General features: G+C 71.7%; 13 protein-coding genes. 5 read left to right on the top strand and 8 right to left on the bottom strand.

What is annotated here, in order from left to right:
* Positions 1-32: 32 nt before the first annotated feature.
* Complete coding sequence (locus tag Van01_RS01525) at positions 33-1,019, top strand: endonuclease/exonuclease/phosphatase family protein (RefSeq protein ID WP_373306196.1); 987 nt, start codon at positions 33-35, stop codon at positions 1,017-1,019.
* A gap of 10 nt (positions 1,020-1,029) precedes the next feature.
* On the opposite strand, the gene cimA is transcribed toward Van01_RS01525, so the two are convergent.
* Positions 1,030-2,613: a citramalate synthase gene (gene cimA, locus Van01_RS01520; protein ID WP_203998242.1), complete on the bottom strand. Its 1,584-nt coding sequence runs from the start codon at positions 2,611-2,613 to the stop codon at positions 1,030-1,032.
* Between the two features lie 314 nt (positions 2,614-2,927).
* Between cimA and Van01_RS01515 the strand changes: the two genes are divergently transcribed.
* Both Van01_RS01515 and Van01_RS01510 read left to right on the top strand, forming a co-directional pair.
* Positions 2,928-3,389, top strand: coding sequence for a PRC-barrel domain-containing protein (locus Van01_RS01515; protein ID WP_203998239.1), 462 nt, complete (start codon positions 2,928-2,930; stop codon positions 3,387-3,389).
* A gap of 58 nt (positions 3,390-3,447) precedes the next feature.
* Complete coding sequence (locus tag Van01_RS01510) at positions 3,448-4,188, top strand: tyrosine-protein phosphatase (protein WP_203998234.1); 741 nt, start codon at positions 3,448-3,450, stop codon at positions 4,186-4,188.
* Between the two features lie 57 nt (positions 4,189-4,245).
* On the opposite strand, the gene Van01_RS01505 is transcribed toward Van01_RS01510, so the two are convergent.
* Both Van01_RS01505 and Van01_RS01500 read right to left on the bottom strand, forming a co-directional pair.
* Positions 4,246-5,346 carry a branched-chain amino acid aminotransferase gene (locus Van01_RS01505; protein WP_203998231.1) on the bottom strand — a complete coding sequence of 367 codons (1,101 nt, stop codon included), beginning with the start codon at positions 5,344-5,346 and terminating at the stop codon, positions 4,246-4,248.
* A 194-nt stretch (positions 5,347-5,540) separates the two neighbouring features.
* Positions 5,541-6,572, bottom strand: a complete 1,032-nt coding sequence (locus tag Van01_RS01500; RefSeq protein ID WP_203998227.1) for a 3-isopropylmalate dehydrogenase — start codon at positions 6,570-6,572, stop codon at positions 5,541-5,543.
* A 217-nt stretch (positions 6,573-6,789) separates the two neighbouring features.
* On the opposite strand from Van01_RS01500, the gene Van01_RS01495 reads away from it, so the two are divergent.
* Together Van01_RS01495 and Van01_RS01490 are read left to right on the top strand one after the other, a co-directional pair.
* A complete protein-coding gene (locus Van01_RS01495) occupies positions 6,790-7,635 on the top strand; it encodes an FAD:protein FMN transferase (RefSeq protein ID WP_203998224.1) in 846 nt (281 codons plus the stop codon).
* 378 nt (positions 7,636-8,013) lie between these two features.
* Positions 8,014-8,373 (top strand): hypothetical protein, encoded by a 360-nt coding sequence (locus Van01_RS01490; RefSeq protein WP_203998221.1) that lies wholly within the window; start codon positions 8,014-8,016, stop codon positions 8,371-8,373.
* Positions 8,374-8,552: 179 nt separating this feature from the next.
* On the opposite strand, the gene serA is transcribed toward Van01_RS01490, so the two are convergent.
* From serA to Van01_RS01465, 5 genes are all read right to left on the bottom strand, one after another.
* The gene (gene serA / locus Van01_RS01485; RefSeq protein ID WP_099847216.1) at positions 8,553-10,151 is read right to left on the bottom strand and encodes a phosphoglycerate dehydrogenase; all 1,599 of its coding nucleotides are present in this window, start codon (positions 10,149-10,151) and stop codon (positions 8,553-8,555) included.
* Between the two features lie 275 nt (positions 10,152-10,426).
* Entirely contained in the window at positions 10,427-11,440 is a 1,014-nt protein-coding gene (ilvC, locus tag Van01_RS01480) for a ketol-acid reductoisomerase (protein WP_203998218.1), read from the bottom strand.
* An 83-nt stretch (positions 11,441-11,523) separates the two neighbouring features.
* A complete protein-coding gene (gene ilvN / locus Van01_RS01475; RefSeq protein ID WP_203998215.1) occupies positions 11,524-12,039 on the bottom strand; it encodes an acetolactate synthase small subunit in 516 nt (171 codons plus the stop codon).
* The gene (locus Van01_RS01470) at positions 12,039-13,910 is read right to left on the bottom strand and encodes an acetolactate synthase large subunit (protein WP_203998200.1); all 1,872 of its coding nucleotides are present in this window, start codon (positions 13,908-13,910) and stop codon (positions 12,039-12,041) included. Before Van01_RS01470 ends, ilvN begins: the two co-directional genes overlap by 1 nt.
* Before the next feature lie 186 nt (positions 13,911-14,096).
* On the bottom strand, positions 14,097-16,508 hold the full coding sequence (locus Van01_RS01465; RefSeq protein ID WP_203998197.1) for a putative bifunctional diguanylate cyclase/phosphodiesterase: 2,412 nt from the start codon (positions 16,506-16,508) through the stop codon (positions 14,097-14,099).
* Positions 16,509-16,557 lie beyond the last annotated feature (49 nt).

Here is a 16,557-nt window from a genome sequence, read left to right as displayed (position 1 = left end):
TCGAGCGGTTCAGTAGCCTGCGAGGCGTGGAGATCACCATCGGTCGGCGGACGTGGCAACCGTCGGGCGTCACCCTGCTCTGCTGGCTGGTCGTCGTGCCAGGTGCCGGGTGGGCGGTGGTGCGGTCGGTCGGTCTGGACCGGGGACCGCTGGTGCAGGCGTTGGCCTTCACGCCGTACGTGACGCTCGGGAGCCTGGCCCCGCTGGTGCTCGCGCTCGCCCTGCGGCGGCGGGGCCCGGCGCTTGTCGCAGCGCTGACCACCCTTACCCTGCTCACGCTCGTGGTGCCCCGCGCACTGCCCGCGCCGCAGCCGCGCGCTGCCGGGCCGACCGTACGGGTGCTCACCGCCAACCTGCTCGCGGGTGCCGCCGACCCACGGACGGTGGTCGAGCTGGTCCGCAGCCGGCAGGTCGACCTGCTGCTCGTGCAGGAGTTCACCCCGGCCGCCGAGGCCGAACTGGACCGACTCGGCCTCGGCGAACTGCTGGCGCACCGACAGCTCAACCCGGTCGTCGGCACCCCCGGATCGGGGCTCTACGCCCGCCACCCGACAAGCGACGGCGGCATCCGCCAGCTACGCGGCGGCTGGGGCTTCACGCAGGCGTACGCGACAGTCGCGGTGCCCGGCGCGCCCCCGGTTCGCGTCGAGTCGGCGCACCCGGCGGCCCCGTACGCGATCGACCAGGTGGGTTCCTGGCGCACCGACCTGGCCGCCCAGCCGGCCGCCACCCCGGACGGACCGCTGAGCATCCTCGCCGGGGACTTCAACGCCACCCTCGACCACGGTCCGCTGCGCGACCTGCTCGGCACCGGCTATGTCGACGCCGCCGCCTCGGTCGGTGCCGGGCTCACCGGCACCTGGGGTCCGTACGACGGCGACCCCATCCCGCCCGTGGTGATCGACCACGTGCTTGTGGACCGCCGCATCGCCGTCCGCGACGTGACGGTCCACAACCTGCCCGGCAGTGACCACCGCATGGTCCTGGCCGAGTTGCGGCTGCCCGCCGCCGATCGGTGAACAGCCCCGGCTACACCCGGGCCCGGTCGAGGCCGTAGGTGAGCGCGTCGACAAGGGCGTGCCAGCTCGCCTCGACCACGTTCGGGTGCACACCGACTGTGGTCCAGCCACCGCCCCGACCGTCGGCGGTCTCGACGAGCACCCGGGTCACCGCGCCAGTGCCGTGGCTGCCCTCCAGGATCCGCACCTTGTAGTCGGCCAACTCGAAGTCCCGCAGTTCGGGGTAGTGCCGGCCCAGGCCGACCCGCAGCGCCTCGTCGAGAGCGTTGACCGGTCCGTTGCCCTCGGCCGTGGCGATCACGCGCTCCCCACGCACCCTGATCTTGACGGTCGCCTCGGAGACGACCGCGCCGTCCTCGCGGTGCTCGACGAGCACCCGGTACGACTCCAGGGTGAACGGCCGCACCGGCGCGGCGTCCGGCAGCTCGGAACGGACCAGCAGCTCGAACGAGGCGTCGGCGGCCTCGAACGACCAGCCGCCGGCCTCCAACTCCTTGACCCGGTTGGTGACCCGGGACAGCGTCTCCGGATGGCCGGCCAGATCCAGCCCCAGCTCGCGGCTCTTCAGCTCGATGCTGGCCCGGCCGGCCATCTCGGTGACCAGGATCCGCATGTCGTTGCCGACCACCTCGGGCTCCACGTGGTTGTAGAGCAGCGGATCCACCTTGATCGCACTCGCGTGGATGCCCGCCTTGTGAGCGAAGGCAGCCGCCCCGGCGTACGCCTGGTGGGTGTCGGGGGCGATGTTGGCGATCTCGGCGATGGCATGGGAGACCCGCACCATCTGCTCCAGGCAGCCCTCCGGTAGGACCGGCAGCCCGAGCTTGAGTTGGAGGTTCGCGACGACCGCGAAGATGTCAGCGTTGCCGGGCCGCTCGCCGTACCCGTTGGCGGTGCCCTGCACGTGACGCACGCCGGCCTCGACAGCGGCGATGGTGTTGGCGACCGCGCAGGCGGTGTCGTTCTGGGCGTGCATGCCGAACAGTTCCGGCGCGACGCCGATCCGGTCGGTGAGGTCGACGATGGCGGCGGTCACCTGGGAGGGGAGCATTCCGCCGTTGGTGTCGCAGAGCACGAACCGCTCGGCGCCGGCCGCGAGAGCGGTCTCCACCACCGAGGCGGTGTACGCCGCGTCGTGGCGGTAGCCGTCGAAGGTGTGCTCGCCGTCGACGAAGACCCGACGTCCCTCGGCGACCAGGTGGGTCACCGTGTCGTGGATCATCGCCAGGTTCTCCTTGGCGGTGGTGCGCAACGCCCGCTCGACGTGCCGCAGGTCGGCCTTTGCCACGAGCGCGACCGCCGGGGTCTCCGCGTCGAGCAGACCTCGCACCTGCGGGTCGTCGGCGGCCACCGCGCCGGGCCGGCGGGTGGCGCCGAAGGCGACAAGCACCGCGTGCTTCAGGTCGAGTTCGGTACGCGCCCGGCGGAAGAACTCGGTGTCCTTGGGCACCGCGCCCGGCCAACCTCCCTCGATGAAGCCGACACCGAACTCGTCGAGCAGCCGAGCCACCGCGAGTTTGTCGACCACCGAGTAGCTGAGCCCCTCCCGCTGGGCGCCGTCGCGCAGCGTGGTGTCGTAGACCTGGAACGTCATGGGGATCCCTTCGTCAGGCACCGGCCAGCGCAACAAAAAGACCCCCCGCGGCTGCGGGAGGTCTGCGCGCTCGGCGAGGGGAAGGCCGGCGCGCTAGTTGCCAATAATGCGGGCGGTGCTGGTCACGATCGGTACTCTGCCACCTCCGGATCGTTTCTGGGAGCCACAACCCACATCCCGGGACAGCCGGCGACGGGCGTGCCTGATGGTTTTGCTGGGGCGGGTGTAGAGCCTCTGCCCAGGGGTAGGAGTTTCGGGGACAACGAAACACGTTCCTCCGAGACGGCCCACCAAAGCCGGGGCAGGAGAATCCCATGGACAGGCTCGACCCGAACACCACGAACACCACACCCGATCCGGAGCTGCGCGCCGTCGACCAGAGCGTCGTCGCCGGCGGCACCCCCGCCGGCGCCTTCGACCCCTGGAGCTACCGCGACGAGGCCGGGGTGGCCGGCGCCAACCTGGTCGGCTACAAGGTGGAGGCCACCGACGGCTCGATCGGCAAGATCGACAGTGACAGCACCGAGGTCAACGCCAGCTACCTGGTGGTGGACACCGGGCCGTGGATCTTCGGCAAGAAGGTCATGCTTCCGGCCGGCACGGTGAATCACGTCGACCACGAGGAGCAGAAGGTCTTCGTCGACCGCACCAAGGGCCAGATCAAGGCGGCTCCGGAGTACGACGAGACGGCCACCGACCCGGCCTACCGGGACAAGCTCGGCGGCTACTACAACGACACGTACACGGCCACGCCGCCCGGCAACGGGCTGCGGTAGGAACTGACAGACGTGACGGCCGGTGGGACTCGTTTCCACCGGCCGTTACCGTGTCCGGATGGACGCCACTGAGCAGACTCGCCGGATCCCCTTCACCGCGATCTTCAACTTCCGGGACGTGGGCGGCTACCGCAGCCTGGACGGGCGTACCGTCCGCTCCGGGCGGCTCTACCGCTCCGACTCGCTGCACGCCATGGACGACGCCGACCGGGAGGCGTTCGCCGCGCTCGGCGTCCGCACCGTGATCGACCTGCGCCGTCCGCAGGAGGTCGATCGTTACGGCCGGGTGCCCGACTTCGACGGCCTCACCTACCGGCACATCCACCCGGAGCACGCCCGCTGGGAGGAGCAGCCGTACCAGCCCGACACCGACCTGACCCGCTACCTCGCCGACAGGTACGCGGACCTGGCCCGCACCGGCACCGCCGGGCTCGCCGAGGCGATCGGCCTGATCGCCGACAGCGCAAACGCACCTGTGGTGGTGCACTGCGTCGCGGGCAAGGACCGCACCGGCATCGTCTGCGGCCTGACCCTCGCGGTGCTCGGCGTCGAGGACGCCGAGATCGCGGCGGACTACGCGCTGAGCACCGAGGCGTCGCAGCGCTTCGCCGCCTGGGTGGCCACCGCCCATCCCGAGGTGCCCGAGCTGCCCGTGCCGTACCTGTCCTCACCGGCCGAGACGATGCTGCTCTTCCTGGCCGAGATCCGCGAGGGGTACGGCTCGGTCGACGACTACCTGCGGCACGCCGGGGTCACCGACGAACAGCTCACCAACCTGCGTACCCACCTGCTGGCGTAGGCGTGCAAGGGGCCCCGGGTCACGGCAGGCGTGACGACGGGGCCCCGAGGTACGAACTCAGAACACGCGGTGGACCCAGTTGTGCGGGTCCGCGGCCTTGCCCCGCTGGAGATCCACGAGCTGCTGACGCAGCGCCATGGTAACCGCGCCCGGCTCCCCGCCGGCCACGGCGAACTCCCCGCCCGGGGACCGCACCTGCCCGATCGGCGTGATGACCGCCGCGGTGCCACAGGCGAACACCTCACGCAGCCGGCCGCTGGCGGCGTCCGCCCGCCAGTCGTCGAAGGTCACCGGCCGCTCCTCGATCCGGTGCCCGGCCGCCGAGGCCAGGGTGAGTACCGACTCGCGGGTGATGCCGGGCAGAATCGTGCCGGTCAGTGGCGGAGTGGCGATCGACCCGTCGTCGTAGACGAAGAAGACGTTCATGCCGCCCAGTTCGTCGACGTACCGGCGTTCCACGGCGTCGAGGAAGACCACCTGGTCGCAGCCGTGCTCAAGGGCTTCGGCCTGGGCGGCCAGCGAGGCCGCGTAGTTGCCACCGCACTTGGCCGCGCCGGTGCCGCCGGGCGCCGCCCGGGTGTAGTCGGGTGAGACCCAGACCGTCACCGGCTTGACCCCACCGGAGAAGTAGGCGCCGACGGGCGAGGCGATCACCGAGTAGAGGTACTCGTTGGCCGGGCGGACGCCGAGGAAGACCTCGCTGGCGAACATGAACGGCCGCAGGTAGAGGCTGCCCCCGTCGTCGCCGTCGGGAATCCACTCCCGGTCGATCTCGATCAGCCGGTGCAGCGAGTCCACGAAGGTCTGTTCCGGTAGCGCCGGCATGGCCATCCGGGCGGCGGAGGTGTTGAACCGGGCCGCGTTGGCGTACGGGCGGAACATCGTCACCCCGCCGTCGGCCGCGCGGTACGCCTTCATGCCCTCGAAGATCTCCTGCGCGTAGTGCAGCACCGCGCTGGCCGGGTCCATCGGGATCGGCGCGCGCGCCTCGACCCGGGCGTCGTACCAGCCCTTGCCGTCGGCGTACCGGATGGTGACCATGTGGTCGGTGAAGACCCGGCCGAACCCGGGGTTTACCAGCAGCGCAGCCCGGTCGGTGGCGGATACCGGTGCGGGGTTCGGACGGATCTCGAAGTCGATCTTGTCACCACCGCTCATCGCGCTGACCTCCCTGGGGACGACGGCATGCGCCGACCGCACGCCGGAAACATGTTTGTGCCAGAAACCTACCCCGAACGGTCGTTCAGCGGGTAGGTCCACCGATGGACGGGTGGCACACCATCGGTGAGTGGCCGCCGCCACCCCTGCCGGCCGAGCCGTCGGAGTGTCGTCGGCCGGTGGGACGCGAACGCTCAGCCGGCGGCCTGCGCCGCGATCCGGTCACCCACCTCGGCGGTCCGTACCGCTACCTCGGGGCCCCGCGCGGCCAGCTCCGCGCTGACCGCGGCGGTGATCCGGGCGGCGGCGTCGGCGTGCCCGAGCTGATCGAGCAGCAGGGCCGCCGAGAGTACCGCGGCGACCGGATCGGCCACCCCGCGACCGGCGATGTCCGGCGCGGAGCCGTGCACCGGCTCGAACATCGACGGGTACGCCCCGTCGGGGTTGATGGAGCCGCTGGCCGCCAGCCCGATGCCGCCGGTCACCGCAGCGGCGATGTCGGTGAGGATGTCGCCGAAGAGGTTGTCGGTGACCACCACGTCGTACCGCTGCGGCTGGGTGACCAGGAACATCGCCGCCGCGTCGACGTGCTGGTACTCGGTGGCGATGTCGGGGTGCTCGGCGGCGACCGCCTCGAACGTGCGCGACCACAGCGAGCCGGCGTGGGTGAGCACGTTCGTCTTGTGCACCAGGGTGACCTTGCGCCGCTCGCGCCGGGCGGCGCGGGCGAAGGCGTCCCGGATCACCCGCTCCACCCCGTGCCGGGTGTTCAGGCTCTCCTCGGTGGCGATCTCGGCCGGGGTGCCCCGGTGCAGCGCTCCGCCGGCACCTGCGTACAGGCCCTCGGTGCCCTCCCGGACGACCACCAGGTCGACCTCGCCGGGCTTGACGGCCGCGAGCGGGCTCGTCACGCCCGGCCAGAGCCGCGACGGACGCAGGTTTACGTACTGGTCGAAGGCGAAGCGCAGCTTCAGCAGCAGGCCCCGCTCCAGCACACCGGGCGGCACCGTCGGGTCACCCACCGCGCCGAGCAGGATCGCGTCGTGCCCGGCGAGCTCGGCGAGCACCGAGTCGGGCAGCACCTCGCCGGTGCGGTGGTAACGTGCCGCACCGAGGTCGTACTCGGTCACCTCGACACCTGGCAGTACCGCGTCGACGACCTTGCGGGCCTCCCCGACCACCTCGGGTCCGATCCCGTCCCCGGCCACCACCGCGATGCGTGCCACGTCCGTCAGCTCCTTCGCTCGAATGGCTCGACGGTACGCCGCCGTCCCGCCCCCCGGTACGAGTGTTCCACTTTTCGGGACATCGGTGACACACAGCAGCTTCCCAGGCGGCATTCATGGGTCGGTCATCTCCGCTGCCTAGCGTGAGCGTGTCGGGCCGTGGGCCCGGGCGAGCGCCGCGACGGGGGCGGCACGCGCCGAGGAGGGGGCGGACGCGATGTGGACCGACGAGCAACCACGAACCCGCTGGGTGGACCCGGCGGTCTTTCGCTTCCGCCGGCCCGACCTGCGACTGGGTGCCCGGGAGCAACGGCCGGACCGGGCTGACCTGGTCGCCGGGGACCGGATCGCCGTCCGGCACACCGTCCGCACCTCCACCGCCGAGTACACCCTGTTGCTGAACGCCCCCGAATGGCTGGGCCGGCGCGGCACCGGTGAGGCGCTGCGCGACGCCGTGGCCGAGCTACGGGCGATCGACCTCACGTACGGCCCGAACCGGCCGGAGAGCCTGGTGTCCCGGTTGCGCCGGGGTGAGATCAGCCCCGAGTCGTACCCACCGCTGACCGACCTGGTGGACAGGTGCGCCGCGATGCGCGCGGCCACCGACGGCTGGTTCGACGCCTGGGCGGTACCCGGCGGCTTCGACCCGGGCGGCCTGCTCGGCGGGTGGGCGGTCGAGCGGGCAGCCGCCCGGTTGCGCGACGCCGGCATCCACGACTACGCGGTGCTCACCGGCGCCGACCTGGTGGTACGCGGCAACGCCGGGCACGGCGGCCCGTGGCGGGTCGCCCTACATCACCCCACCGACCGGGGCCGGGGGCCGCTGCTGCTGGAGATGACGGCCGGCGCGGTGGGCACCTCCGGGGTGACCGGACGGCAGGGCCACGTGGTGGATCCGCACACCGGCGAGCCGGCCGGGCAGTTGGTCGCCGCCACTGTGGTGGGCCCGGACCTCGCGGTCGCCGACGCCTACGCCACCGCGCTGTACGCCGCCGGAGCGGCCGGGTTGGCCTGGTTCCGCCCCGGGTCGGATTACCGGGTGCTCTTCGCCGCGCACCGCTGACCAGTGCGAACGTCCGCCGGTTACGGTTCGTGACGGTAACGGACCGTCACCTGGGATGTCGGGCGGCTGCTCGGCGGCCGAAACAGCGATCGGCCTCCACGGTCGCGGCAACGACCGTGGAGGCCGGTCGGCGACGAGTGCGCGTGGCTCGCGCAATCGAGGGGTGCGGGGCCGCTCGGCCGGACGTCGACCTCGCCACCCGAAGACGGGCCGGCGCCACATGCTCGGCAGGTCACCGCACTCGTACGCTATCGAATTGACGCGTTTCGCGGCAAGGGTTCCACAGGGGAGCATCTGCGCGATCCTGGTACCCCCGGCGGTTTGCCTGGGGCAGGGCCGTTTTCGACAAGGTGAACCGCAGATGGCACGCTGTCCGCCGTGAGTTTCGATCTGAGCGTGTGGGCCCTGGCGGACGGGGCGACGCCCGAGGACGTACGAGCGGCGGTGCAGCAGTGCCGCAACGGCCGGCACCACGAGCGTCAACCGGACCCACGGTGTGTGGGGTTCTACCGGGCGCTCATCGCCAGCTACCCGGACCAGCCGCCCGGCCCGAACACTCCCTGGGCTGTCGCGCCGCTGCACAAGGCAGCCGACCACATAGAGCTGAACTTGGACCCGGCCTGCCCGGACCAGGTGCTCCTGGACATCGAACGGCTGGCCGGCGAACACCGGCTGATGCTCTTCGACGCCCAGGACGGCTCGGTCTACCCGCCGCCCGGGGTCCGGCTGCCCGGCTGACCGACCTGCCGGGCCCGGCGACAGGGCGATACGGCGTCGCCGGGCCGGCTGTGGGCCAGAGCGGACAGGCCCGACCGGCGCGGGCTCCGGCGGTCGGACGACGAGGGGCCCGGCCGAGGGTGTCTGGTGACGTCCTCGGCCGGGCCCCGTCGTGGCGTGCCTGGGGTGCGTCGCGTCGGCTACTCGTCGCGCAGGTCGGCGGCGCTCGCGGAGGTGGCGCCGATCGAGTCGGCGGCCGAGGTGAGCAGGTCGGCACCGAGCGCCTGATCCACGGTGAGGGTCATCAGCGTCTCACCGCCTGCCTCCCGGCGGGCCACCTGCATCGCCGCGATGTTGATGCCGGCCTGACCGAGCAGGGTGCCGACGGTGCCGACCACGCCCGGACGGTCGGCGTAGCGGAGGAAGAGCAGGATGCCCTCCGCGCCGATCTCCACGTCGAAGCCGTCCACCTCGGTCAGCTTGATGACGTCGCGGGTGCCGGCCTGGGTGACGGTGCCGGAGACGCTCACCGTACGGCCGTCGGGCAGCGCGCCGCGCACGGTGACCAGCACCGGGTGGTCGACGGTCTCGGTCTGGGTGGTCAGCGACACCTCCACCCCGCGCTGGGCGGCCAGGTGGGGCGCGTTGACGTAGGTCACCTGCTCCTCGACCACCGAGCTGAACAGGCCCTTGGTGGCGGCGAGCTTGAGCACCGAGACGTCGTGGTCGACGATCTCACCGCGCACCTCGACTGTGACGCTGGCGGCGACCCCGCCGGCCACCGCGGTGAAGGCGCGGCCGAGCTTCTCGGCCAGCGGCAGCAGCGGGCGGACGTCCTCGGCGACCACGCCGCCGGCCTGCACGTTCACCGCGTCCGGCACGAACTCGCCCTGCAGGGCGAGCTTCACGCTCTTGGCCACCGCGAGGCCGGCCTTGTCCTGCGCCTCGGCCGTGGAGGCGCCCAGGTGCGGGGTGGCCACCACGTTGTCGAAGGCGAACAGCGGCGAGGAGGTGCACGGCTCCTTGGCGTACACGTCCACCCCGGCACCGCCGACCCGGCCCTCGGCGAGTGCGTCGGCGAGGGCCTGCTCGTCGATCAGGCCGCCCCGGGCGGCGTTGACGATCCGTACGCCCGGCTTGACGATCGACAGTTCCTTCTCACCGATCAGGCCCACGGTCTCGGGGGTCTTCGGCAGGTGGATCGAGATGAAGTCGCTCTCCCGCAGCAGCTCCTCCAGACCGACCAGGCGTACGCCGAGCTGTGCCGCCCGGGCCGGCTGGATGTAGGGGTCGTACGCGATGAGCCGGGTGCCGAACGCGGCGATGCGGGAGGCGAAGAGCACGCCGATGCGGCCGAGGCCGACCACGCCGACGGTCTTGCCCTGCAGCTCCACGCCCGTGTACTTCGACCGCTTCCACTCCCCCGCCTTCAGCGCTGCGCTGGCGCTTGCGGTGTTGCGGGCGACCGCGAGCAGCAGCGCGACGGCCTGCTCGGCGGCGGAGACGATGTTGGAGGTGGGCGCGTTGACGACCATGACACCCCGCGCGGTGGCGGCCGGCACCTCGACGTTGTCCAGACCGACACCGGCGCGGGCCACGACCTTGAGCCGGGGGGCCGCGGCGATGGCCTCGGCGTCGATCTGGGTGGCGCTACGGACGATGACGGCGTCGGCCTCGGAGAGCGCCGAGAGCAGGGCCGGGCGGTCGGTGCCGTCCACGTGCCGGACGTCGAAGTCGTGGGCGAGCACCTCGATGGCGGCGGGGGCGAGTTCTTCGGCGATCAGTACGACAGGAGTCATTGGTCCTCGTAGATGTCGTCAGAGCGGTCGGCCGGGGGCTGGGCGCTGCGCTGCGCCCGGCGCGCTCCCGGGCCATGGCCGTCAGGTGCCGCCTGGAGCACCTACCCGCGATCGTAGGGGGCGGGCCGCCCGGCGTGCCCCGGAGTGTGGGGTGAGTGCCCTCACAAACCGGACGTGACGTGCGTGTTAACGATCGTTTGCCAAGCGGAGACAGCACGGCACCCGGCCCCGGCGTCGGGGAGAACGCCGGGTCCGGGTGCCGTTGGGAAAAGCGCTCAGGCGGTCTCGGTGATCGGCCGGTCCACCCAGCTCATCATGCCGCGCAGCTTCGCGCCGGTCTCCTCGATCGGGTGCGCCGCGCCCTCGGTCCGCCACTTGTTGTAGTTTGGTCGGCCGGCCTCGTCCTCGGCCACCCACTCACGGGCGAACTCGCCGTTCTGGATCTCGCCGAGGATCTTGCGCATCTCCTCCTTGACCCGGCCGTCGATGACCCGGGGCCCACGGGAGAGGTCGCCGTACTCAGCGGTGTCGGAGACGCTGTAGCGCATCCGGGCGATGCCGCCCTCGTACATCAGGTCCACGATCAGCTTCAGCTCGTGCAGGCACTCGAAGTAGGCCACCTCGGGCGCGTAGCCGGCCTCGGTGAGCACCTCGAAACCGGTCTGCACGAGCGCCGCCGCGCCACCGCAGAGCACCGCCTGCTCGCCGAAGAGGTCGGTCTCGGTCTCCTCGGTGAAGGTGGTCCTGATCGCCCCCGCCCGGGTGCCGCCGATGCCCTTGGCGTACGACAGGGCCAGCGCGAACGCACTGCCGCTGCCGTCCTGCTCCACGGCGACCAGGCAGGGCACGCCCTTGCCGTCGACGTACTGCCGGCGGACCAGGTGACCGGGGCCCTTCGGCGCGACCATCGCCACGTCCACCTCGGCCGGCGGCTTGATCAGCCCGTACCGGATGTTGAAGCCGTGCCCGAAGAACAGCGCCTTGCCGGGGGCCAGGTTCGGCGCGATCGACTCGGCGTAGATGTGGCGCTGCGCAGTGTCCGGGGCGAGGATCATGATCACGTCGGCCTCGGCCGCCGCCTCGGCCGGGGTGAGCACCCGCAGCCCCTGTTCCTCGGCCTTCGGCCGGCTCTTCGAGCCCTCCGGCAGACCGATCACCACGTCGACACCGGAATCACGCAGCGACAACGCGTGCGCGTGCCCCTGGCTGCCGTAACCGATCACGGCGACCTTCTTCGCCTGGATCAGGCCCAGGTCGGCGTCGTCGTCGTAGTACACCTCAACGCTCATGACTTCCCTTTCGTACGGCGGCCGCAGCGGCCCGTCGTGGCTGGTGGCTGACCCCGGTCAGGCGGAGCCGAGCCGGGATGGGGTCAGGCGGCCCGCAGGGCCGGGCCGGCGGTGATCGCGCGCGAACCGCGACCGATCGCCACCAGGCCCGACTGGACCATCTCCTTGATGCCGAAGGGCTCAAGGTCGCGCAGCAGCGCGTCGAGCTTGTCGGGGGTGCCGGTCGCCTCGACGGTGAGGGTGTCGGCGGCCACGTCGACCACCCGGGCCCGGAACAGGTTCACCGACTCCAGCACCTGCCCTCGGGCGTTGCGGTCCGCGCGCACCTTCACCAGCAGCAGCTCGCGGGCCACCGAGGTGGTCGGGTCCAGCTCGACGATCTTGAGTACGTTCACCAGCTTGTTGAGCTGTTTGGTGACCTGTTCCAACGGCGAGGACTCCGCGTTGACCACGATGGTGATCCGCGAGACGTCCGGGTTCTCGGTCTCGCCGACCGCGAGACTGTCGATGTTGAACCCGCGCCGGGAGAACAGCCCGGAGACCCGGGCCAGCACACCTGGCTTGTTCTCCACCAGGACGGAGAGCGTGTGAATGGTCATTAAATATCGTCCTCGTCGAAGGTCGGGCGGACGCCGCGGGCGAACATGATCTCGTCATTGCTGGTGCCGGCGGGGACCATGGGCCAGACCATGGCGTCCTTGCCGACCACGAAGTCGATCACCACGGGCGCGTCGTTTATGGACATCGCGGCCTCGATGGTCTTGTCGACGTCCTCGGCGTTCTCGCAGCGCAGCCCGACGCAGCCGAGCGCCTCGGCGAGCTTGACGAAGTCCGGGATGCGGTGCTTGTGGGTGCCCAGCTCCGTGTTGGAGTAGCGCTCGTTGTAGAAGAGGGTCTGCCACTGGCGGACCATGCCGAGGTTGCCGTTGTTGATCACAGCGATCTTGACCGGGATACCCTCCAGGGCGCAGGTGGCCAGCTCCTGGTTGGTCATCTGGAAGCAGCCATCGCCGTCGATCGCCCAGACCACCGTGTCCGGCTTGCCGACCTTGGCGCCCATCGCCGCCGGCACCGCGTAGCCCATGGTGCCGAGGCCGCCGGAGTTGAGCCAGGTCTGCGGCTTCTCGTACGAGATGAACTGGGAGGCCCACATCTGGTGCTGGCCGACCCCGGCGACGTAGATCGCGTCCGGTCCGACGATCTCCCCCAGCCGCTTGATCACGTACTGCGGGGAGAGGGTGCCGTCGGACGGCTCCTCGTAGCCCAGCGGGTACCGCTCGCGCAGGTCGTCGAGCTGCGTCCACCAGTCGGAGATGTCGGTGGTCCGACCCGCCGCCCGTTCGGCGGTGACCGCGGCCAGCAACTCGTCGATGACGTGCCGGGCGTCGCCGACGATCGGCACGTCCGCGTGCCGGTTCTTGCCGATCTCGGCCGGGTCGATGTCGGCGTGCACCACAATGGCGTCCGGGGCGAAGGAGTCCAGCTTCCCGGTGACCCGGTCGTCGAACCGGGCACCCAGCGCCACGATCAGGTCGGCCTTCTGCAGGCCGTAGACCGCGGCGACGGTGCCGTGCATGCCGGGCATGCCCAGGTGCTGCCGGTGCGAGTCCGGGAACGCGCCGAGCGCCATCAGGGTGGTGATCACCGGGATGCCGGTCAGCTCGGCCAGCTTGCGCAGGCCCTCGGTGGCACCGGCCTTGAGCACGCCGCCACCGACGTAGAGCACCGGCCGACGGGCACCGCTGATCAGCCGGGCCGCCTCCCGGATCTGCTTGCCGTGCGGGTGCAGCGTCGGACGGTAGCCGGGCAGGTCCAGGACGGGCGGCCAGGCGAAGGTCGTCGACGCCTGGAGAACGTCCTTGGGGATGTCCACCAGAACCGGCCCGGGGCGCCCGGTCGAGGCCAGGTGGAACGCCTCGGCCAGCACCCGGGGAATCTCGCCGCCGTCCTGCACCAGGAAGTTGTGCTTGGTGATCGGCAGCGTGATGCCCTGGATGTCCGCCTCCTGGAAAGCGTCGGTGCCGATCGACGGGCGGGCCACCTGACCGGTGATCGCCACCAGCGGCACCGAGTCCATGTACGCGTCGGCGATCGGGGTGACCAGGTTCGTCGCGCCCGGCCCGGAGGTGGCGATGCACACCCCGACCCGGCCGGTGGCCTGGGCGTAACCGGTGGCGGCGTGGCCGGCGCCCTGCTCGTGCCGGACCAGGATGTGCCGCACGGTCGAGTCGTAGAGCGGGTCGTACGCCGGCAGGATCGCGCCGCCCGGGATGCCGAAGACGACGTCTACGCCGAGTGCCTCCAGGGAGCGCACCAGCGAGCCGGCACCGGACACCTGTGCCGGGGCGGGGCGGGTCGCCGGGACGGCCGGCGCGGCGGCGCGGGCGTGGTCGGCGTCGCCCGGTGCCTCGGCGGCGGTACGGGCGCGCCGGGCGGAGTGGGCGAGAGTCTCGGGCGTGGGTCTCGTCATGGCGGTTGGCCTTCGGCTGGAGTGGGTGGGGCTGCTCACACTGTGGAACGCGGGCGGGGCCGGCATTCCGATTGGTTCGACGGCAAGAAAAAGGCCCGCGTGCCAGATGCACGGGGCCAGCGCACTCTCAGTCAGGGAGAGTGCGCTCAGGTAAGTACTCGCAGCGACCGGTTCGACGACATGGGCTCAAGACTGACGCATCTCACGCGATGAGTCAACTGATCCCACATTTTGGTTCACGGACGACGGCGCGTCATCGTGCGGCGCGCCGAGCGGCCCCGGAACGGCCTGCTCGGGGACGCTCCCGGCCCGGCGCGGGACCGGCGGCCCGACGGGGCGCGGTGGCGGGTCGCCACCGGCGGCGGGACGGGCCGGACGCGCACCCGCCGACGTCGCCGCGTCCAGCATCGCCTCCAGGTGCTCGGCCGGTACGCCCCAGCCGAACAACGCACCCTGACCGAACCGGCAACCGGCCGCCACCACAGCGGCCAACTCCGTGGGCGTGGTGACCCCCTCGGCGATCACCTCCAAGCCGAACTGGTGACCCAGCCGCATCACGATGTCGACCATCGGGGCGAAGGCAGGGCCGTCGCGTCCGACCGGCCGGACCGGCTCGTGCTCCGCCACCAGCCCGTGGTCGATCTTGAGGATGTCGATCGGGAGCCGGCGGAGCTGGTTCAGCGAGGAGTAGCCGGCCCCGAAGTCGTCGAGGGCGATCCGCACACCCGTCAACCGCAGCGCGGTCAGCCGCCGGATCAGCTCATCGAGGTCGGTGGCGACCGCGTGCTCGGTGACCTCCAGCACCAGCCGCTGCGGCGGCACGTGATGCGCGCGCAACGCCTCGGCGACCTGCACCACGTACTCGGGGGCGTGCAGCTCGCGCGGAGAGACGTTCACCGACACCCAGACGTCGTGGCCCTCGGCCAGCCAGCGGGACAGCTGAAAGCAGGCCTGGTGCAGCACCCAGGCACCGAGCTTGGCGATCATCCCGCTCTCCTCGGCGAGCGGGATGAACTCGTCCGGCCGAACGTTGCCCAGCTCCGGGTGACGCCAGCGAAGCAGCGCCTCCGCGCCGACCGGGCGCACCGACGGCAGGGAGGCCACCGGCTGGAACACCAGCCGCAACTCGTCACGCTCGATCGCACCGCGCAGCTCGTGCTCCAGCGTGGTACGGCGGCGCAGCAGCCGGTCGTACGCGCCGTCGTAGCGCTCGATCCGGTTCTTGCCGCGTTGCTTGGCGTAGCGCAGCGCCAGATCCGCGTGCCGCAGCAGCAGCTCGACGTCGGGTTCGTCGGCCCAGCCGGCCAGGCCGATGCTCACCGAGAGGAAGACCGGCGCATCGGGCTGCTCGTAGGCGCCGCCGAGCACCCGAAGCAGCCGCTCCGCGACCACCCCCGCCTCCGCCGCGCCACCGTGCATGAGCACCGCGAACTCGTCACCGCCGAGCCGGGCCGCGAGATCACCGGGACGTAGGTTGCCCCGCAACCGTCGGCCCACCTCGGCCAGCACCGCGTCGCCGACGTCGTGGCCGCGCATGTCGTTGACGTTCTTGAAGCCGTCCAGGTCCAGCCCGAGCAGCACGCACGGCACCTGCTCCTCAGCGCCGCGGTGCAGGGCCTGCAGCAGGCCACGACGGTTGGCCAGGCCGGTGAGCGCGTCGGTGTGCGCGAGCTGCCGGAAGTGCGCCTCCCGGTCGGCCAGCCGGCGGGCGTAGGCCCGCACGTCGTGCAGGGTGAGGTACTGCCGGGCGACCAGGGCGAACCCCTCGACGCTGCCGGCGGCGATGGCCAGCCCGTCGAACCGGCCGTCCTGGAGGAGGTGGTACATCGCCGACGCGGCCATCGCGCCCATCGGCACGAAGGCGTACTCGCCGTCGTGGCGGATCACGTCGATGGCGAGCTGGCCCGGCGGGTCGATCCGGTAGGCCGCCACCGCGGTGATCAGCAGCCCCACCGCGAGCACCACCGCACCGGTAAGCGCCAGCCCCGGCCCGGCCTGGCAGAGCCCGGCCGCAACGCCCAGACCACCTACCGACACGGCGGTGATCCCGGTGCCCAGCACGGTGAGGCAGCGTCGGGGCGCGGGCGCCCGGAGCACCATGATCGCGGAGAGCCCGGCACTCAACGCCGCGCTCACCGAGGCGAGCAGGATCGACGGGCAGGCCGTCGGCGTCGCGTCGCCGAGCAGCCGGGTCGGCTCGGAGAACAGCACCCAGCCGACGAACCACAGCGCGGCGCCCACGATCACGCCATCCAGCGCGAGCCGGGCCGCCGAGGGCACCGAACCGGTCACCCCGGGCAGGCGGAGCAGACCGAAGCAGAACAGCAGCACGCCGGTGGCCATGCCGAGCGCCACCAGATTCGCCCAGGTGATGCGCTGCTGCTGCTCGTGTGCCCAGTGCTCGCTCGTGGTCACCGCGACGACCACCCCGACCAGCATGGTCACCACCGCGAACGCGCCACCGACGGCAAGTACCGCGTACGCCGGGCGGTGCGGGGTGGCCCGGCGCCGGACGGCGGCGGCCAGCAACACGCCGGCCGTCAGGGCGATCAGCGCGCTCAGCACCGCAGCGCCGATCATGGCCGGGGGTGTCTGCACGCCCTCAACTCTGCCGGATCGATGCCCGCTGTGGGGATCGGGTGTGCAT

The organism is Micromonospora andamanensis (assembly GCF_016863495.1).
In the GTDB taxonomy this organism is placed as follows: domain Bacteria; phylum Actinomycetota; class Actinomycetes; order Mycobacteriales; family Micromonosporaceae; genus Micromonospora; species Micromonospora andamanensis.
This window is presented reverse-complemented; position numbering and strand designations above follow the sequence as displayed.